This window comes from Pseudomonas nitroreducens (genome assembly GCF_024170165.1).
Lineage (GTDB): Bacteria > Pseudomonadota > Gammaproteobacteria > Pseudomonadales > Pseudomonadaceae > Pseudomonas > Pseudomonas nitroreducens_C.
Genome location: NZ_JALJXP010000007.1, coordinates 325,134 through 343,322 on the forward strand (window position 1 = coordinate 325,134; position 18,189 = coordinate 343,322).

The following is an 18,189-nucleotide window of genomic DNA, read 5'->3' on the forward strand; positions in this document are numbered from 1 at the left end:
TCTGGCCCGAAAATTCAATGCAGGTGCGATCAGGCAGCGCTGATGGCCAACTGGTACGCGGTGAACTTGCGCACGTTGATCACGCCGGTATCGAAGATCAGGTACTGGCCCTTGATACCCTGCAGGGTACCCTCGACCACCGGCGTCTTGTCCAGATCGAAGCTGGTGATCTTGGCCAGGTAGGCCTCCACCGGGTAGCGGATCTCGATGGGCTCCATGTCGATCACCGGCTGTATCGCCTGCAGGCCGAAGCGCTGCTGCAGGGCGACGATGCCCTCGGCGCAGGCGTCGAAGATCTGCTCGCGGATGGCCACCAGGTCCAGCGGCTCGGCCTCGCCCTTGAGCAAGGCGCGCCAGTTGGTGCGGTCGGTGACCTGGCTGCGCAGCAGGTCTTCGACGAAGCCGGACTGCTGGCGGGTCGCCACGCGCATGATCGGCAGCGCCTGGCGCGCACCCTGGTCGATCCAGCGGGTCGGCACCTGGGTGGCGCGGGTGATGCCCACCTTGGCGCCCGACGAGTTGGCCAGGTAGACCACGTGGTCGGTCATGCAGAAGCGCTCGCCCCACTCCGGCTCACGGCAGGAGCCATCCTCGTAGTGGCACTTCTCCGGGCTCATGATGCAGCTGTCGCATTGCGCCAGCTTGGTGAAGCACGGGTAGCAGTAGCCCTGGGCGAAGCTCTTCTTGGTCTTGCGCCCGCAGTGGCAGCAGTTGATCGCGCCCAGGTACTCCAGGCGCACGGTCTTGCCGATCAGCGGGTTGACCGGGATCTGCGCATCGCCCAGGCGGAAGGCGTACTGCACGGGGCTTTCCAGGCGCGCCGACATCTTGTCCAGGGCGCCACGTCCAATCTCGACCATCAGTGCAGCGAATTGGAGGAGAAGAGGATGTTCGGGATCGGCTCGGCGTGGGATTCGCAGGCCTGCGGGCCCATGTAGCCGGTGCGCTGGTCCTCGGGCAGGTTGTCGATCTCCCAGGCGATCATGGCCTGCAGCGACAGCTCCTTCTGCTCCTGGGAAAGCTTGCGGCCATCAGGCCATTTGCCGATTTCCACGGCCAGCTTGAGGCTCTCGTAGATTTCGGGGGTGATGTTCTCGATCATTTCGGCGAAGGACGACATGGGCCGGCTCCTGCAGGGGAAAAACGAAGCCGGCATTCTACCGGGCGAACGCCTTGCGCGCACGAACGCCGGTCAATCGGTTGCGCAGGTCATCCTGTCCATGCTGGACACGCGGGCGCTTGTTGGCCTCGGCAGGGGGCAACAGTCTTCCTCTGAAGGTCCGTGCCTGGACTTTCCCTCTCCCCCGCCCTCTCCCTAAAGGGAGAGGGAGCCGATCGTGCCAGCTGACGCCATAGTTTCATCCTGCACCGAATGGTCCCCTCTCCCTTCAGGGAGAGGGTTAGGGAGAGGGGGCAGCCCCTGCGCAGGACTTCACGTATGAGCGCGTCAGACCGCGCGGCGCCGCGCCAGCAACCCGCCGACCAGGCCACTCAGGCAACCCGCCACCAGCCCGCCGACGTGGGCGCCGTTGGCGATGGAGCCGAAGCCGAGCAGGTCGATCACCCCGGACAGGCACACCAGCAGCCAGATCAGCATCATCGCCACCACGCCCCTGGGCAGGTGATAAGCCGGTGTCGGCGCCATGCGCTGGAAGATCCAGCAGTGGCCGAGCAGGCCGTAAAGCACACCGGACAGGCCGCCGAACAGACTCGGCCCGCTGAAGCCGTACTGCACCAGGTTCGACACCAGGCCGAAGCCCAGGCTCAGCCCCAGCAGCATCCAGGCGCCCTGGCGATATTCGATGCGCCGGCCCAGTTCCCAGTACCACATGGCGTTCATCGCCAGGTGCAGCCAGCCGAAGTGGATCAGCATGGGCGTGAACAGGCGCCACCACTGCCCCTGCGCCAGCGAATCGGACAGCGGATAGAACAGCGCGCGATCCTCCCCGACCATCTGGAAATTCTGGAAGGTGAACCAGCGCAGCGTCTCCGGGGAGGTGCCCAGCAGGGTGATGGCCGCCACCACGAAAGTTACCAGCAGCACCGCGGCCGTCATGCGGCTCATCTTCAGTTGCTGGACGAAACCCGGTCCGCGGCGCTGAGTCTCGGCCGGCACAGCGAACTGCGGATCGCCTTGCGGATAACGCTCATAGAGCGTTCGAACCTGCTCCGCCAGTTGCGCGTTGGGCACCCAGAGCACCTGCTCGCCGGATTCCTCGCTGACCCGGAACGGCACGTTCAGCCGCTGCAGCAGGGTGACGAACTGCCCCAGGTCGACCGCCGCCGGCAGCCGCATCGCTTCAATTGCGCTCACTCATCGCCCTCCGGACGCTTCACATCCACCCAAACGAACTTGTTGCGGTCCAGCCGCGTCTCCTCGTCCAGCCGGTAGGCCGCGAGCTTGCCGTACATCACCGCGCTGTAGTCCAGGCAGGCGAGGTTCGGGCGGATCGGCGCCGGGGTGCCGCGTCGCCAGTAGTGCCCGACGAACAGCAGCGGCTCGTCGGCGCCGTAGGTCAGCAGGCGCGACTTCTGCTCCTCGCTCAGGCGCTCGCTGGCCACTTCGTCGGGCAGCGCGTCGGGCTGGAACACGATGTCGCCGTAGGTCTCCGGCGCGCGGTCCTCTTCCCAGAACTTGGTACGGAAGAACGCGCGGGTGAAACCGTCGCTGCCGGTCAGCGTCAGGCCGTTGGGCAGGCGCATGTCGGTGCCGCGCAACAGGCGGTCGCAGGCCTGCTGGGCAAAGCTTCCCGGCTCGGCGGTGGCCATGAGGAAGGCTTCGTCGATGCGCCCATCGGGGAACTGCTGGCGCAGCGCGTCGATCACGTCATGGTCCCAGCAGGCGTGGACCATGCGGAAACGCCCGGCATCGAGGAACAGCGGCATCTCCTGGAACCAGCCGAGGAAGTCGCGCCAGTCCGCCGGGTGGCCTTCGAACTGCTCCAGCGTCTCGCGGATCAGCCGGGTGTGGCGCGGCGTATGCTCGCGCACGTACTGGCGGCCGCTGCCGGGCGCAGCGGGGGTGGACCAGCCGAGGGCGTTGAATTCGTGGTTGCCCATGATGCACAGCGCCTCGCCGGCGGCGACCATGTCGTGCACCCGGTGCAGCGCCTCGCGGATGCGCGGGCCACGGTCGATGAGGTCGCCGAGGAACAGCGCCTGGCGCCGCGCATGTCGCCACACGCCGCCCTGCTGCCGGTAGCCGAGGCGCTCCAGCAGGTGGTCGAGGGTGTGCGCGCAGCCGTGGATATCGCCGATCAGGTCGTAGCCGCGTGCGGGGTCGAGTTCCATCACTCGCTGCTCCCGAGGCGGCTGCCCCAGCCCAGCTTGGTCCGACAGACCTCGTAGTAGTTGTGGTCGATGGGGTGGATCAGGCGCAGCTTCTGCGGCTTCTTGCTCACCGTGACGGTATCGCCCGGCGCGCAGGTGAAGTGGTTCTGCCCATCGCAGGAAATCTGCGGGTAGATCTGCATGTTCGGCGAGACGACGATCTTCAGCTCGCTGTTGCCGTCCACCACGATGGGCCGGCTGGAGAGCATGTGCGGGTACATCGGCACCACCACGATGGCATCCAGCTTGGGATGCATGATCGGCCCGCCAGCGGACAGCGCGTAGGCGGTGGAGCCGGTCGGGGTGGCGACGATCAGGCCGTCGGCCTTCTGGCTGCAGACGAACTGGCCGTCGATGTACAGCTCGAACTCGATCATCCGCGTGGACTTGCCGGGATGCAGCACCACGTCGTTCAGCGCGTCGCCCTGGCCGATGGATTCGCCGTGGCGACGCACCAGCGCGTCGAGCAGGAAGCGGCTCTCGACGATGTACTGGCCGCCGAGCACTTCGGCGACCTTGGTTTCCAGTTCGTCAGGGCGGATATCGGTGAGGAAGCCCAGGCTGCCGCGGTTGATCCCCAGCACCGGCACCTTGTGCCGCGCCAGGGCGCGCGCAGCGCCGAGCATGCTGCCGTCGCCGCCGACCACTATCACCAGGTCGCAGATCTCGCCCATGATCTTTCGCGAACAGGTCTGCAGGCCGTGGCCCGGCAGGACCTCGGCAATGGTGTCCTCGAGGATCACGTGCAGGTGGCGCTCGGTGAGGAACTTCTTCAGCCGACGGATGGTTTCCAGAACCTGGGTGCTGCCCAGGCGGCCGATGATGCCGATATTGCGAAAGGGTTCCATGGGACTCCGGACGGCGTTGCGCTACTCGAATAACGGAATTATGGGCGAAACGCCGAAGCAGCGGCAAACCGCAGCGTGGCCGGACTGAGCCGGTAGCGGCTAGGCTTGGGGTATGACCGACTTCACCGCCCTGCTTGACGAGCTGCTGATCGAGCTGCGCCAGCCGCAGGTCCGCGACCTCGCCTGGACGCTGCTCTCCCCGCCCCTGCTGCACCCCGGCAGCCCGGCGCTGCGCCACCCGCTGAGCGCCAGTCGCTGGTACTCGCAGCCCGCGCGGCTGGCCGACTGGCTGCGCGCCCAGGAACGCGCGCCGGGCGAACTGCTGGCGCAGCTCGAGTCCGCGCCGCACCAGCGCCTGGGCCGCTACTACGAACGCCTCTGGCAATACGCCCTGGAGCGCGCACCGGACGTGCGCCTGCTCGCGGCCAACCTGCCGGTGCGCGACAACGGCCAGACCCTGGGCGAACTGGACCTGCTGCTGAAGGACGACGACGGCCTGCATCACCTGGAGCTGGCCATCAAGCTCTACCTCGGCCCCAGCGACGACGGCCCCGACTCCTGGCTCGGGCCGGGCGCCGAAGACCATCTGCTGCGCAAGATCGGGCACTTCTACCAGCACCAGCTGCCGCTCTCTTCCACCGCGCAGGGGCTGGCCGTGGTCCGCGAGCACAGCGACGCCCAGCCGCGGCCGGGCCTCTGGCTCGGCGGCTACCTGTTCTACTCCTGGCCCACGCCCTGCCCGCCGCCCGCGGGGGCCAGCGGCAACCACCGGCGCGGCCGCTGGCTGCACCGGCGCGCCTGGCCGGCCTACCAGGCACAACAGCCGGACGACTGGCAGGCGCTGTCGCGCAAGGGTTGGCTAGCCCCAGCCGCCGAGGATGAAAGCTGGGGCACGGAGCGCTTCGCCACCTGGCTGGCAGAACTGCCGGAAGACGGTTTCCCGCAGATGCTGGCGCGCATGGAGTTCCACGAAGGGCGCTGGCGGGAGCAGGAGCGCCTGTTCCTGGTGGGTGACCGCTGGCCGCGGGTGCACAGCGGTTACTCGCGCTGAGCGGCCAGGGCCTTCAATCGCTCGTCCAGCGCTCGCCGCCCCTGCAGGCCGCCGCTGTGGATCGCAATGATTCGCGCACCGCTCGCGATGCGCCCCGCCGCGACCTCATCGTGCAACGCCAGCAGCAACTTCCCGGTGTACAGCGGCTCCAGTGGCACGCCGCACTCGGCTTCGGTCGCCAGGATGAAGCGCGCCAGCGTCGCGTCGATCCGCGCGAAGCCGCCGCGGCTGGCGTCGAGCAGGCGGTAGCCGGCATCGCCTGCGCCACCCTCTCTCAACAGTTCAGGCACCTGTGTTTCGATACCGTATCCCGGCGGCAGTGCCATGGCGCCAACCACCGGATGCGCTCCACCCTCGCCGAGTACCAGGCCGGCCAGGGTCGTGCCAGTGCCGCAGGCCACCCAGAGCTGCTGATAGTCATCCCAGCCGAGAGCACCCAGTTGCCCGCGAACCTGCGCAATCAAGGGTGAGCAGCCCTGCGCAGCGGCCAGCCCGCCACCGCCTTCGCCGACCGCCAGCAACTGGGGATATCGCTGGCGCCAGGGCGACCAGAAATCGGCGTCGTGACGCCGGCGATAACCACCGTAGCCGAGCCAGTGGAGCTGCATGCCGAGCTGACGCAGATCGGTCACCGTGGGATTGTCCTGCACGTCTCCACGCAGCAATCCGACGGTCTCGAAACCAAACCGCGCGCCGGCCGCCGCAACCGCGTGCAGGTGATTAGAGTGCGCTCCGCCGAGGGTCATCACGCCGCTCAGGCCGAGGTCGGCGGCCTGCTTCAGGTAAGGCGCGAGCTTGAACCATTTGTTGCCGGAGACCAGCGCATCCACCTGGTCCAGGCGCAACAACGCCAGCTCGACGCCGGCATGGTCGAGCCAATCCAGATCGACGCGTTGCAGGGGGGCTTCGGGGCGCCAGTCGGGGAACCGCACGGCGCCCCGGTCAGCCGGTGGTGACGCTGCGCAGTCGGCCGGCGGTCTTGTGCCGGGAGCAGCAGTTACTGTCGCCTTCGACGAAGCGGCCGGGGGTTTCCACGCGATCAATGGGCATGGCGCAGCGTTCGCCGTTGGACAGGCGTCCTTCGCAGGCGGGTTGCTGGTAATGGGCGAGCCAGCTGCGGTACTGGTCTTCGGCGACGAAGCACTTGGCCGCGGCGTAAGCCATGGGGTTTTCCTGGTAACGGGCGACATCCTGCAGCGACAGGGTCAGATGACCGGCGCCGGGATGGTACACCACGAAGATCACCCCCATGCCGGCCAGGCGCTCCAGCACCGAACCATCCGCCGCCCTGGCCGCCAGCGCATCCAGCTCCAGGCGCAGACCTTCGGCGCCCTGCTGCAGTTGCCCGGCAAGCTCGCGCAGCTGGGCGGTTTCCTCGCGCAATTGCTCGGCTTCCTGGCGCAGTTGCTGATTCTCCTGCTTCAACTGCTGGTCCAGCTCGTTGCGGTAGCCCAGTTCGACGTCGCGGACGGAAATCTGCTCCTTGTAACGAGCTTCCAGGCTGGCCAGGCGGACACGGGATTCTTCCTCGATCTGCTGACGCAGCTGCTCCAGCTCGTCGCGGCCGCTTTCTTCGATATGGCGCAACTGTGCGGTCAGCTCCTCACGTCCGCGCTGGAAGCCATTGGCCTGGCCATCCAGCTCGCGGCGCAGGCCGGCATTGATCTCTTCCTCGCGCTTCAGGCCTTCGCGCAGCGCGGCGAGCTCAGCCTGCAGCACCTTGACCTGCTCCTGCGCGCCAAGCTTCAGGCGGCTGAGCTCCTGCTCATGCTGCTGGCTGATCTGCGACAGGCGGGTTTCATGCTGGCCGAGCAGTGCGGCGGTCTTCTGCTGGTGCTCTTCGAGCATCGCACGGGCGAGCTTTTCGGCCTCCTCGCGGGACTCCTCGGCGGGTGCATACCACTGGTGCTCGTCGGCCATCTGCAGGCGCGCGAGTTCCACGGCGGCCGGCTCCTCGTCCACCAGCATGCCCAGGTTGTTGCGCTTGATCGCTTCACGCAGTTGCACCAGATGGTTCTGGGCGGTGTCGAGGGCCGGGTCCCACAGGTGCATCTGGTGCCAGGACACCGGGCACTGACTGCGGCAGGCCAGACGGATGGGCCCGGCGCCCATATCGGGGCCACGACCGGCACGGTCGGCCAGGTTGCGCAGCGGCAGGTTCCAGCCCTTGTCGGCTTCGCCCTTCTCGTCGAAGTCCAGGTAGAAGAACACCACCGCCTTGACCAGCAGGCGCGGGTTGATCAGCACATAGGCGAGCTGCATCTGCTGATCGGCGTATTCCGGCATCTGCACGACGTTGTCGAGCAGTGCCTCGAATTCCGGGTAGAGCATTTCCCTGCAGACGCCACGGTCGTTGAAGAAGACCACGGCTTCCACCATTTGAGGCTTCTTCTGCATGCTCATCGATTGACCTCTGGGCTGGTGCGGGAGGAAGTCTGAAAAAAGGGTCTGTCAGAAATGCAGCACCCAGACGCGGGAAAATCCCGACATTCGGCCAAGTCTAGGGGAATTAATGTCGCAGGCAATGTGACTCGGTTGGCACCCGCCCCGGCGGTCGGGCCGGGCGGTTAACCGGCTGGAGAATTCTGTGACGCGGTTGGATTTTTGAAAGGGTTTCCGGGCCCGGAAGGGAACTTTTCCGGGCCCGGTTTTGTGATCCTTATCTCAGCCGAATCAGATTTCAGCGGCCAGGCGCGACCCCTGGTTGATGGCGCGCTTGGCATCCAGCTCGGCGGCCACGTCGGCGCCGCCGATCAGGTGCACGCTCTGGCCGGCAGCGACCAGGCCGTCGTGCAGTTCGCGCAGCGGGTCCTGGCCGGCGCAGACGACCACGGTGTCCACCGGCAGCACCTGCGGCTCGCCGCCGGCGATGCTGATGTGCAGGCCATCGTTATCGACCTTGAGGTACTCGACGCTGTTGAGCATCTGCACCTGCTTGTTCTTCAGGCCCGTGCGGTGGATCCAGCCAGTGGTCTTGCCCAGGCCGTCACCGACCTTGGACTTCTTGCGCTGCAACAGGAACACCTGGCGCGCCGCGGCGTGCGGATGCGCCTGGATGCCGGCGATGCCGCCACGGGCATCCAGGTTCTCGTCGATGCCCCACTCCTGCCAGAAGGCATGGCGGTCCAGGCTGGTGGATTCGCCGGCATGGGTGATGAACTCGGAAACGTCGAAGCCAATGCCGCCGGCACCGATCACCGCTGCACTGTTGCCGACCGGCTTGCGCTCGAGGATGGCGTCCAGGTAGCTGATCACCTTGGCATTCTCGATGCCCGGAATGGCCGGGGTGCGCGGCACGATGCCGGTGGCCAGGATGACCTCGTCGAAGCCGCCCTTGAGCAGGTCGTCAACGCTGACGCGGGAATTCAGCTGCAGGTTCACGCCGGTGGTTTCCAGCTTGCGCTTGAAGTACCGCAGGGTCTCGTAGAACTCTTCCTTGCCCGGTACGCGCTTGGCGACGTTGAACTGGCCGCCGATCTCACCGGCGGCGTCGAATAGGGTCACTTCGTGGCCACGCTCGGCCGCCACGGTAGCGGCGGACAGTCCGGCCGGGCCGGCGCCGACCACGGCGATCTTCTTCACGTGGGTGGTCGGGATGTAGTTCAGCTCGGTTTCGTGGCAGGCACGCGGGTTCACCAGGCAGCTGGTCAGCTTGCCGCCGAAGGTGTGGTCCAGGCAGGCCTGGTTGCAGCCGATGCAGGTATTGATCTCGTCGGCGCGGCCTTCGGCAGCCTTGTTGACGAAATCCGGGTCGGCGAGGAACGGACGGGCCATGGAGACCATGTCGGCGTCGCCTTCGGCCAGCACCTGCTCGGCGATTTCCGGAGTGTTGATGCGGTTGGTGGTGCACAGCGGGATGCTGACTTCGCCCTTGAGCTTGGCGGTGACCTTGGTGAAGGCCGCGCGCGGCACCTTGGTGGCGATGGTCGGGATACGCGCTTCGTGCCAGCCGATGCCGGTGTTGATGATGGTCGCGCCGGCCTTTTCGATGGCCTTGGCCAGCAGGACGATCTCGTCCCAGGTGCTGCCGCCTTCCACCAGGTCGAGCATCGACAGGCGATAGATGATGATGAAGTTCGGGCCTACGGCCTCACGCACGCGGCGGACGATTTCCACCGGAAGGCGCATGCGGTTCTCGTAGCTGCCGCCCCAGCGGTCGGTACGGTGGTTGGTGTGGGCGACCAGGAACTGGTTGATGAAGTAGCCTTCCGAACCCATGATCTCGACGCCGTCGTAGCCGGCCACCTGGGCCAGGCTGGAGCAATTGACGAAGTCGGCGATCTGCTTCTCGATGCCTTCTTCATCCAGCTCGCGCGGTTTGAACGGGTTGATCGGCGCCTGGATGGCACTGGGCGCGACCGACTTGGGGCTGTAGGCGTAACGGCCGGCGTGGAGGATCTGCATGCAGATCTTGCCGCCCGCTTCATGCACCGCCTGGGTGACGATCTTGTGCTTCTCGGCTTCTTCGGCAGTGCTCAGCTTGGCCGCGCCGGAGTAGACGCCGCCCTCCTCGTTCGGGCCGATGCCGCCGGTGACCATCAGGCCGACGCCGCCACGGGCACGCTCGGCGAAATAGGCCGCCATGCGCTCGAAGCCCTGGGGCTTCTCTTCCAGGCCGGTGTGCATGGAGCCCATCAGGGTGCGGTTGCGCAGGGTGGTAAAGCCCAGGTCAAGCGGTGCGAGCAGGTGCGGGTAAGTGGCGGTCATGGTTCCTCCGGCATTCACGATGATGCCGCGCCCTCAGCCTGCGGTCGCGGAACGGCGGGGCATGGGGCGCGGTCGGTATGGGGCAGACTCTAAGGAGCGCACCCTCGCCGCTCAATGATCGAAAATGACAAGTTACTGACCAAAGATGACACCCCGTCTTGGCAAGGCCCAGCCCAACCCCTACCCTGTGGTGCATCCCATGAGTACCCGTCCTCTATGCGCAAGCTGATCTTCCTCGTCCTGGTCATCCTTTTCGCCGGCTATGCCGGCTGGGCAGAGCGCCGCCCGGTGGGCCACTACCTGTCCGACCTGCGCAGCGAGGTCGCGCTCAACCAGGGCCAGCCGTCCGAGCGCGGCAACCTGCTGGGCGTGCAACCGGAGCTGTTCACCCAGGACTACCAGAGCGTCGAGCGCCTGCGCCTGAAGTTCCACGCCTACCTGGCCAAGGCCCGCGACGAAGGGCTGATCAACCCGCGCACCGTGGTGGTGTTCCCCGAGCACATCGGCACCTGGCTGGTGGCCGCCGGCGAGAAGCCCGAGGTCTACCAGACCGAGCACATCGCCGAGGCCATGGAATGGATGGCCGCCAGCAATCCGCTGAAACTGGCGCGCGGCTGGCTTGGCGCCAAGGGTGAGGACCGCATGGCCGATGCGCTGTTCCGCATGAAGGCGGTGGACATGGCCCACGACTACCAGACGCTGTTCGGCTCGCTGGCGAAGGAGTTCGGCGTGACCATCGTCGCCGGCTCCATCGTGCTGCCCAACCCGCGCATCGTCGAAGGACAGATCCGCACCGGCAACGGCCGCCTCTATAACGTCAGCCAGGTCTTTGGCAGCGACGGCCAGCCGCTGGGCAAGCCGCAACGCAAGCTGTTCCCTATCGACGACGAGAAAGGCTTCACCCGCGGCGGCGACGCCGACGACCTGCAGGTCCTGCAGACCCCGGCCGGGCGCCTGGGCGTGCTGGTCTGCGCCGATAGCTGGTACCCGGCGAGCTACCGCGCGCTGGCTGTGAACAAGCCCGACATCATTGCAGTGCCCGCCTTCCTCACCGGCAACGGCAGCTGGAGCAAGCCGTGGAAGGGCTACAACGGCGGCGCGACGCCGGACGACGTGACCCTCAAGCCCGGCGAACTCTCCGAAGGCGAAGCTTGGGAGCGCCTGGCGCTGGCCGGCCGTCTCGGCGAAAGTGGCGCCCACGCCGGCATCACCGTGTTCTTCCGTGGCCATCTCTGGGACCTGGGCAGCGACGGTCGCAGCCTGGTGGTGAATGGCGACAGCCACACCCTGGCGCCCGACGGCCCCGGCGCGCGTCTCATCAATATCTGGCTATGAACCGCCCGACCATGCGCCTCGGCGACCTTTCGGTGGGTTTTGTCCACAGCCTCGCCGATGCGTTGGCGGAGAGCGGCGTCGCCCCGCAATCCCTGCTGCAACAATACGGACTGGACGCGGCACGCCTGAGCGAGCCCGGCGCGCGCCTGTCGATCCCCCGCTACATGCGCCTGGGCCACGCGGCCATCCAGCAGAGCGGCGACCCCGCCCTCGGCCTGCGCATGGGCCAGCTGAGCCGACCGAGCCAGAGCGGCCTGGCCGGCGTCACCGCGGCCCAGGCACCCAACCTGCGCGCCGCCGCCCGTGCGCTGATCCGCTTCGAGCCGCTCTACGCGCAGAACTACCGTGGCCAGAGCAGCTTCATCGAGGACGCCGGCGGCGCCTGGCTGCGCTTCTACTCCATCAGCCCGTACAACGCCTACAACCGCTTCGTGGTGGATTCGGTGCTGGCCGGCTGGGTGAGCATGCTCGGCAGCATCGGCGCGCAGCCGCTGCGCCCGGAGAAGGTCGCGATCGAATACCCGGCACCTGCCTGGGCGTCGCGCTTCGAGGAAATGCTTGGCTGCCCGGTGGAGTTCGGCGCCGAACACAACCAGCTACGTCTGGACCAGGCAACACTGGCACGCGCCAACCCGGACCACTGCCCGAGCACCTGGCGGCAATTGCTGGATATCTGTGAAAAGGAACTGGAGCAGCTGACCCGCACACGCAGCCTGCGCGAACGCGTTGCCCAGTTGCTGGGCCCGATGCTCAACGGTCGCGAACCGGACCTGGAGGAAGTCGCCGCCCGGCTCAAGCTGCCGACCTGGACGCTACGCCGCAAGCTGGCCGAGGAAGGCACGCAGTTCCGCAGCATCCTCAACGACACCCGCCGCGACCTGGCGATGATCTACATCCGCGACACCGACCTGGCCTTCGGCGAGATCGCCTACCTGCTCGGCTTTGCCTCCGCCGAGGCCTTCCAGCGCGCCTTCAAGCGCTGGAGCGGGCAGACGCCGGGGGAATTCCGCCGCGCCCAGCGCCACAGCGCCTGATCACATCTCCGTGGCGTCGTCGGCCGGCTCCGGCAGATCCTGTTCCACGGCGTGCAGCTCCAGCAGTTCTTCCTGATAGTCGTCCATTGGCTTTTCTCCTGACCGTTCGATCCGGTTTTAGCAAAGACCACGGGAAAAAAGCTAGACGGCCAAGGTGAACGACCTGTGACAGCGTCTTACATGGCGGCAGGTTTTTTCGGACGGAAACGAAAAAACCCTCAGGTATTGCTACCTGAGGGCTTTCGAATATGGCGCAGCGGACGGGACTCGAACCCGCGACCCCCGGCGTGACAGGCCGGTATTCTAACCGACTGAACTACCGCTGCGTGTCGGTTGGACTTTCGTCCGATAAAGCAACCTCCTTGCGCCTGGAGTGAATCACTCGACAAGCTGGTTCGGGGTAGGAACCAAGGAGGGGAAAATGGCGCAGCGGACGGGACTCGAACCCGCGACCCCCGGCGTGACAGGCCGGTATTCTAACCGACTGAACTACCGCTGCGCGTAACTTGCGAGAGTGGTGGGTGATGACGGGATCGAACCGCCGACCCTCTGCTTGTAAGGCAGATGCTCTCCCAGCTGAGCTAATCACCCTTCGTCTCGAAGTGGGGCGCATTCTACAGCCGGCAGAGCCTAAGTCAATGCCCTGATTGAATTTTTTTTCATTTCCCGCGAAAAAAGTTCGGTGTGCCGTCAGTGGCCTCAAGTCCACGCGCAATCCAGCCTCAGGAAGACTCTACTTCCGTAGGGGTGGAGCTTATCCGCGAAGCTCTTCTTCTTGGGGCGATACATGATGCCAACCTGTAGGAGCGCGCCATGCGCGCGATCGCGGGCATGGCCCGCTCCTACAGGGGAACGCTATGCCCGACACCGAAGTCAGAAAAGAAAAAGGGCGACCCTCGGGCCGCCCTCCTCTTCCACACCCGACAATCAGTCGAGGTAGATCATCTTGCGCGTCATGCCGCCGTCAATCACCAGCTCCTGGCCGGTGACGAAGCCGGCACTATCGCCGATCAGCCAGGCCACCGCCGAAGCGATGTCCTCCACCGTGCCGACACGGCCGACCAGATGCTGGTCATGATCCAGCTCGGTCAGTGGCTCGGCCTCGCGTTCGCGCAGGTCGCGGGCATCGATCCAGCCAGGGGAAATCGCGTTGACGCGGATATCCGGGCCCAGGCTGCCGGCCAGGGCATGGGTCAGCGACAGCAGCCCGCCCTTGCTCGCCGCGTAGGCCTCGGAATTCGGCTCTGACTGGTGCGCCCGGGTGGAAGCGATATTGACGATGGCACCACCGTGCGCGCGCAGGTACGGCGCGCAGTGCTTGGCCAGCAGCATCGGACCCGTGAGGTTGACCGCCAGGGTGCGGTTCCACTCGTTCAGGCCCAGGCTTTCCAGCGCCGTGTTGTGCGGCCGGGCGATCGCTGCATTGCTGACCAGCGCATCGAGGCGACCGAACTGGCCGATCAGCTCAGCCACGGCCGCAGCCACCTGCCCTTCACTGGCCACGTCCAGCGCAATGAAGCTGGCACGCTCACCGAGCGCCGCCGCCACTTTAGGGCCGCGCTCGCGGTCGATGTCCGCCAGCACCACCTGCCAGCCCTCGGCGACCAGCCAGGCGGCAATGCCCAGGCCGATGCCGTGTGCTGCACCGGTGACCAGCACCACCTGGCCGTTGCCCAGGGCGTCCATCATGCTCACAGCGCCGCCAGGCCTCGCGCCAGATCGGCCTTGATGTCATCGACATCTTCCAGGCCCACGGCAACGCGGATCAGGTTGTCACGGATACCGGCGTTCTCGCGCTCCAGCGGCGACAGGCGACCGTGGGAGGTCGTGGCCGGGTGGGCGATGGTGGTCTTGGTGTCGCCCAGGTTGGTGGTGATGGATATCATCCGGGTGGCATCGATGCAGCGCCAGGCTGCGGCCTTGTCACCCTTCACCTCGAAGCTCACCACCGCGCCGAAGCCCTTCTGCTGACGCTTGGCCAGTTCGTGCTGCGGGTGACTGGGCAGGCCTGCGTAGTAAACGCGATCCACGCCCGGCTGCTGCTCAAGCCACTCGGCGACCATTTGCGCCGAGGCGCTGTGGGCCTGCATGCGCACGCGCAGGGTTTCCAGGCCCTTGATGAAGATCCAGGCGTTGAACGGGCTGAGCGTCGGGCCGGCAGTGCGCAGGAAGCCGACGACGGGCTCCATCTGCGCGCGGCGGCCGGCGACCACGCCGCCCATGGTGCGGCCCTGGCCGTCGATGTACTTGGTCGCCGAGTGGATCACCACGTCCGCGCCCAGCTTCAGCGGCTGCTGCAGCGCCGGGGTGCAGAAGCAGTTATCCACCGCCAGCAGCGCGCCCTTGGCATGAGCGATTTCGGCCAGCGCGGCGATATCGACCAGCTCGGCCAGCGGGTTGGACGGCGATTCGACGAAGAACAGCCTGGTGTTCGGCTTGCAGGCCGCTTCCCAGGCTTTCAGGTCGCTCAGCGGCGGGTAGTCCACCTCGATGCCGAAGCGCTTGAAGTACTTCTCGAACAGGCTGATGGTCGAGCCGAACACGCTGCGCGAGACCAGCACGTGATCGCCGGCGCTGCACAGGCTCATCACCAGGGAAAGGATGGCCGACATGCCGGTGGACGTGGCCACCGCCTGCTCGGCGCCTTCCAGCGCAGCGATGCGCTCCTCGAAGGTGCGTACCGTGGGGTTGGTGTAGCGCGAGTAGACGTTGCCCGGCACTTCACCGGCGAAACGCGCGGCCGCATCGGCAGCACTGCGGAACACATAGCTGGAGGTGGTGAACAGGCCTTCGCCGTGTTCCGCCTCCGGGGTGCGGCGTTGCCCGGCGCGCACTGCGAGGGTGTCGAAACCGACACCCTCCAGGTCGCTGTCCAGCCGGCCGGCTTCCCAATCCTGAGCCATGCCTGCTCTCCTTAGTCGTTATAGAGATCGATGATGGCGCTGACCGCGGCACCCTTGGTCTTGGTGGAGTCGTTGCGCGCCTGGTCGATCTTGTTCAGATAGGCTTCGTCGACGTCACCAGTGACGTACTCACCGTTGAACACGGCGCAGTCGAAGCGGTCGATCTTGATCTTGCCGCCCTCGGTGGATTCGATCAGGTCCTGCAGGTCCTGATACACCAGCCAGTCGGCGCCGATCAGCTCGCCGACTTCCTCGGTGCTGCGGTTGTGCGCGATCAGTTCGTGGGCGCTCGGCATGTCGATGCCGTAGACGTTGGGGTAGCGCACTGCCGGGGCGGCGGAGCAGAAGTAGACGTTCTTCGCGCCGGCCTCGCGGGCCATCTGGATGATCTGCTTGCAGGTGGTGCCGCGAACGATGGAGTCGTCCACCAGCATCACGTTCTTGCCGCGGAATTCCAGCTCGATGGCGTTGAGCTTCTGGCGTACCGATTTCTTCCGCGCGGCCTGGCCGGGCATGATGAAGGTACGGCCGATGTAGCGGTTCTTCACGAAGCCTTCGCGGAACTTCACGCCCAGGCGGTTGGCCAGCTCCAGCGCGGCGGTGCGGCTGGTGTCCGGGATCGGGATGACCACATCGATGTCGTGGTCCGGACGCTCGCGGAGGATCTTGTCGGCCAGCTTCTCGCCCATGCGCAGGCGCGCCTTGTAGACCGAGATGCCGTCGATGATGGAGTCCGGACGGGCCAGGTAGACGTGCTCGAAGATGCACGGCGCGTACTGCGGGTTGGCCGCGCACTGGCGGGTGTAGAGCTTGCCGTCTTCGGTGATGTACACCGCTTCGCCCGGAGCCAGGTCGCGGATCAGGGTAAAGCCGAGGACGTCCAGGGCCACGCTTTCCGAGGCAATCATGTACTCCACGCCGTTCTCGGTGTGACGCTGGCCGAAGACGATCGGGCGGATCGCATGGGGATCGCGGAAACCGACGATGCCGTAGCCGGTGATCATCGCCACCACGGCGTAGCCACCCACGCAGCGGGCATGCACGCCGGCGACGGCGGCGAACACATCTTCCTCGGTGGGCTGCAGCTTGTTGCGCACCGCCAGCTCATGGGCGAACACGTTGAGCAGCACTTCCGAGTCGGAATTGGTGTTTACGTGGCGCAGGTCGGATTCGTAGATTTCCTTGGCCAGCTGCTCGACGTTGGTCAGGTTGCCGTTGTGCGCCAGGGTGATGCCGTAGGGCGAGTTGACGTAGAACGGCTGCGCCTCGGCGGAGCTGGAGCTGCCCGCGGTCGGGTAACGCACATGGCCGATGCCGATCTTGCCGACCAGACGCTGCATGTGACGCTGCTGGAAGACGTCACGGACCAGGCCGTTGTCCTTGCGCAGGTACAGGCGGTCGTCCTGACAGGTGACAATCCCCGCAGCGTCCTGGCCACGATGCTGGAGAACAGTGAGGGCGTCATAGAGCGCCTGATTCACGTTCGACTTGCCCACGATACCGACGATGCCACACATGCGACGCAACCCCTAGTTGGTGTTCAGGCTAAAACAATTCCGTATTCGGCAGTATCCACCGGACCTGCCGTAGCGGCGACGGCTACCCGTCGCCTCCGCCCACCCGTCACTGGGTCGGCAGCAAGGACCCTACTCCGGATGGCGGAGTGATGGTCACGCCGGACATCCACTGCCCGGCAAAAGTCAGGATGAAGTTCTTCGACCAGTCGGCGACCATCAGGAAATGCGGCATCAGTACCGATTGCTGCCACCACGGGTCCTGTTGCACCGGCGCAAGGCTCAGCAGACCGACCAGCAGAACCACCAGCAGCACGCCACGGGCGCCACCGAACACCATGCCGAGCACGCGGTCGGTGCCGGACATGCCGGTCACCCGCACCAGCTCGCTGATGAGGAAATTGACGAGTGCGCCCAGCAGCAGCGTGACGACGAAAAGCAGCGCGCAGGCGGCGATGACACGCCCCGAGGGCAGCTGGATGTAGGGTGCGAGATGCTCGGCCAGGGCGCCGCCGAACATCCAGGCGACCGCACCGGCTACGATCCAGGTGACCAGCGACAGGGCTTCCTTGACGAAACCACGGCTCAAGCTGATCAGGCTGGAAATGACGATGATGCCGATCATCGTCCAATCGACCCAGGTAAATGCCACGTTGCGGCCCAGAAACGGAAAGGCCCCGCATTTTAGCAGAGGCCTTCGATTTAGAAGAGCCCCAGTTTGACTTGGGGCCGATTGAAAGAATCTAACGAACGGGCTCAGCCCCGCTCAGGCTGGAAGCGCACCACGAAACCGTTGAGCTTCTGCTGCTTGCCGAGCTGGTCGCGCAGTCGGTCCGCCTCGGCGCGTTCGACCACCGGCCCGACAAATACGCGGTTCATGCCGTCGAAACTGCGCACGTAGGCGTTGTAGCCCTGGCTGCGCAGGGACTTCTGCAGCTCGTCAGCGCGAGCACGGTTGGACAGGCTGGCCAGTTGCACCGACCAGCTCACCGGCAGGTTGTTGCTGTCCAGGCGCTGGGCCGGCTGTTGCACCGGAGCTGCGGGGGCAGCGCTGGCTTGAGCCGGCTGCTGAGCCGGCGCGGCAGGCTTGGGCGCGGCCGGTTGCGGGGCCGGAGCCTTGGGCGGCGCCGGCTGGGCCTGCTGGGTCGGCAGGCTGGCGATGGGCGCGGAAGGCGCCTGCGCCGGAGCTGCTTCGGCTGGCGGCACGGCGTTATCCGCGTCTTCGACCTGCGGCTCGGGAACTTCGGTGGGTTGCACTTCGACCGCGGGCATCGCTGGCGGCTTGGGCATCACCGGCGCCTCGACCACCACCTGGCGTACATCATCCTCGCGGGAGAACAGCATCGGCAGGAAGATCACGGCGAGTGCCAGCAGCACCAGCGCTCCGACTACCCGCTGCTTGAGCCCCTTATCGAGCAACGCCATGCACAACTCCCCTTAGGTCCACTTATTGAGCAGCTCATCGAG

16 protein-coding genes and 3 tRNA genes are annotated in these 18,189 nt (G+C 66.1%); 3 read left to right on the forward strand and 16 right to left on the reverse strand.

All coding sequences use genetic code 11. The annotated features are described in order from the left end of the window. Positions 1-29: 29 nt before the first annotated feature. The 5 genes from J2T47_RS16575 to J2T47_RS16595 all read right to left on the reverse strand — a co-directional run bounded on the left by J2T47_RS16575 (position 30) and on the right by J2T47_RS16595 (position 4,178). Positions 30-860 (reverse strand): DUF2797 domain-containing protein, encoded by an 831-nt coding sequence (locus J2T47_RS16575; protein ID WP_253448894.1) that lies wholly within the window; start codon positions 858-860, stop codon positions 30-32. Beyond that, on the reverse strand, positions 860-1,120 hold the full coding sequence (locus J2T47_RS16580) for a YeaC family protein (RefSeq protein ID WP_253448897.1): 261 nt from the start codon (positions 1,118-1,120) through the stop codon (positions 860-862). The genes J2T47_RS16575 and J2T47_RS16580 overlap by 1 nt, the downstream gene beginning before the upstream one ends. 327 nt (positions 1,121-1,447) lie before the next feature. After that, on the reverse strand, positions 1,448-2,314 hold the full coding sequence (locus J2T47_RS16585; protein ID WP_253448900.1) for a rhomboid family intramembrane serine protease: 867 nt from the start codon (positions 2,312-2,314) through the stop codon (positions 1,448-1,450). Continuing rightward, positions 2,311-3,291 carry a metallophosphoesterase gene (locus J2T47_RS16590; protein ID WP_253448903.1) on the reverse strand — a complete coding sequence of 327 codons (981 nt, stop codon included), beginning with the start codon at positions 3,289-3,291 and terminating at the stop codon, positions 2,311-2,313. Before J2T47_RS16590 ends, J2T47_RS16585 begins: the two co-directional genes overlap by 4 nt. Continuing rightward, on the reverse strand, positions 3,291-4,178 hold the full coding sequence (locus tag J2T47_RS16595) for an NAD(+) kinase (protein ID WP_253448906.1): 888 nt from the start codon (positions 4,176-4,178) through the stop codon (positions 3,291-3,293). Before J2T47_RS16595 ends, J2T47_RS16590 begins: the two co-directional genes overlap by 1 nt. 112 nt (positions 4,179-4,290) lie before the next feature. On the opposite strand from J2T47_RS16595, the gene J2T47_RS16600 reads away from it, so the two are divergent. Next, a complete protein-coding gene (locus tag J2T47_RS16600) occupies positions 4,291-5,229 on the forward strand; it encodes a DUF1853 family protein (protein ID WP_253448909.1) in 939 nt (312 codons plus the stop codon). Here J2T47_RS16600 and J2T47_RS16605 read toward each other — a convergent pair. The 3 genes from J2T47_RS16605 to J2T47_RS16615 form a co-directional block, all read right to left on the reverse strand. Further along, the gene (locus J2T47_RS16605; RefSeq protein WP_253448911.1) at positions 5,217-6,161 is read right to left on the reverse strand and encodes a 1-aminocyclopropane-1-carboxylate deaminase/D-cysteine desulfhydrase; all 945 of its coding nucleotides are present in this window, start codon (positions 6,159-6,161) and stop codon (positions 5,217-5,219) included. The genes J2T47_RS16600 and J2T47_RS16605 overlap by 13 nt on opposite strands. A 10-nt stretch (positions 6,162-6,171) precedes the next feature. Beyond that, a complete protein-coding gene (locus tag J2T47_RS16610; RefSeq protein WP_253448914.1) occupies positions 6,172-7,632 on the reverse strand; it encodes a chromosome partitioning protein ParA in 1,461 nt (486 codons plus the stop codon). Between the two features lie 270 nt (positions 7,633-7,902). Further along, positions 7,903-9,936: an FAD-dependent oxidoreductase gene (locus J2T47_RS16615; protein ID WP_253448917.1), complete on the reverse strand. Its 2,034-nt coding sequence runs from the start codon at positions 9,934-9,936 to the stop codon at positions 7,903-7,905. Positions 9,937-10,152: 216 nt separating this feature from the next. Between J2T47_RS16615 and J2T47_RS16620 the strand changes: the two genes are divergently transcribed. Both J2T47_RS16620 and J2T47_RS16625 read left to right on the forward strand, forming a co-directional pair. After that, positions 10,153-11,271 (forward strand): carbon-nitrogen hydrolase family protein, encoded by a 1,119-nt coding sequence (locus J2T47_RS16620; protein WP_253448920.1) that lies wholly within the window; start codon positions 10,153-10,155, stop codon positions 11,269-11,271. Continuing rightward, positions 11,268-12,305, forward strand: coding sequence for an AraC family transcriptional regulator (locus J2T47_RS16625; protein WP_253448923.1), 1,038 nt, complete (start codon positions 11,268-11,270; stop codon positions 12,303-12,305). Before J2T47_RS16620 ends, J2T47_RS16625 begins: the two co-directional genes overlap by 4 nt. Positions 12,306-12,554: 249 nt before the next feature. Here J2T47_RS16625 and J2T47_RS16630 read toward each other — a convergent pair. From J2T47_RS16630 to J2T47_RS16665, 8 genes are all read right to left on the reverse strand, one after another. Beyond that, positions 12,555-12,631 (reverse strand) — tRNA-Asp (locus J2T47_RS16630). Between the two features lie 96 nt (positions 12,632-12,727). Beyond that, positions 12,728-12,804, reverse strand: a tRNA-Asp gene (locus tag J2T47_RS16635). Positions 12,805-12,820: 16 nt separating this feature from the next. After that, positions 12,821-12,896: transfer RNA gene (locus tag J2T47_RS16640), tRNA-Val, on the reverse strand. A gap of 336 nt (positions 12,897-13,232) precedes the next feature. After that, positions 13,233-13,994: an SDR family oxidoreductase gene (locus tag J2T47_RS16645; RefSeq protein ID WP_253448926.1), complete on the reverse strand. Its 762-nt coding sequence runs from the start codon at positions 13,992-13,994 to the stop codon at positions 13,233-13,235. Positions 13,995-13,996: 2 nt separating this feature from the next. Next, complete coding sequence (locus tag J2T47_RS16650; RefSeq protein WP_253448929.1) at positions 13,997-15,208, reverse strand: O-succinylhomoserine sulfhydrylase; 1,212 nt, start codon at positions 15,206-15,208, stop codon at positions 13,997-13,999. A gap of 11 nt (positions 15,209-15,219) precedes the next feature. After that, positions 15,220-16,725, reverse strand: coding sequence for an amidophosphoribosyltransferase (gene purF, locus J2T47_RS16655; protein WP_253448932.1), 1,506 nt, complete (start codon positions 16,723-16,725; stop codon positions 15,220-15,222). 106 nt (positions 16,726-16,831) lie between these two features. Beyond that, positions 16,832-17,374: a CvpA family protein gene (locus J2T47_RS16660; protein ID WP_192401520.1), complete on the reverse strand. Its 543-nt coding sequence runs from the start codon at positions 17,372-17,374 to the stop codon at positions 16,832-16,834. 104 nt (positions 17,375-17,478) lie between these two features. Continuing rightward, complete coding sequence (locus J2T47_RS16665) at positions 17,479-18,147, reverse strand: SPOR domain-containing protein (RefSeq protein ID WP_253448935.1); 669 nt, start codon at positions 18,145-18,147, stop codon at positions 17,479-17,481. Positions 18,148-18,189: the final 42 nt, after the last annotated feature.

Coding starts and splice junctions, on each gene's coding strand:
- J2T47_RS16575 (WP_253448894.1), bottom strand. CDS start 860: ATGGTCGAGATTGGACGTGGCGCCCTGGACAAGATGTCGGCGCGCCTG.
- J2T47_RS16580 (WP_253448897.1), bottom strand. CDS start 1,120: ATGTCGTCCTTCGCCGAAATGATCGAGAACATCACCCCCGAAATCTAC.
- J2T47_RS16590 (WP_253448903.1), bottom strand. CDS start 3,291: ATGGAACTCGACCCCGCACGCGGCTACGACCTGATCGGCGATATCCAC.
- J2T47_RS16595 (WP_253448906.1), bottom strand. CDS start 4,178: ATGGAACCCTTTCGCAATATCGGCATCATCGGCCGCCTGGGCAGCACC.
- J2T47_RS16600 (WP_253448909.1), top strand. CDS start 4,291: ATGACCGACTTCACCGCCCTGCTTGACGAGCTGCTGATCGAGCTGCGC.
- J2T47_RS16610 (WP_253448914.1), bottom strand. CDS start 7,632: ATGAGCATGCAGAAGAAGCCTCAAATGGTGGAAGCCGTGGTCTTCTTC.
- J2T47_RS16615 (WP_253448917.1), bottom strand. CDS start 9,936: ATGACCGCCACTTACCCGCACCTGCTCGCACCGCTTGACCTGGGCTTT.
- J2T47_RS16620 (WP_253448920.1), top strand. CDS start 10,153: ATGCGCAAGCTGATCTTCCTCGTCCTGGTCATCCTTTTCGCCGGCTAT.
- J2T47_RS16625 (WP_253448923.1), top strand. CDS start 11,268: ATGAACCGCCCGACCATGCGCCTCGGCGACCTTTCGGTGGGTTTTGTC.
- J2T47_RS16645 (WP_253448926.1), bottom strand. CDS start 13,994: ATGATGGACGCCCTGGGCAACGGCCAGGTGGTGCTGGTCACCGGTGCA.
- J2T47_RS16650 (WP_253448929.1), bottom strand. CDS start 15,208: ATGGCTCAGGATTGGGAAGCCGGCCGGCTGGACAGCGACCTGGAGGGT.
- purF (WP_253448932.1), bottom strand. CDS start 16,725: ATGTGTGGCATCGTCGGTATCGTGGGCAAGTCGAACGTGAATCAGGCG.
- J2T47_RS16665 (WP_253448935.1), bottom strand. CDS start 18,147: ATGGCGTTGCTCGATAAGGGGCTCAAGCAGCGGGTAGTCGGAGCGCTG.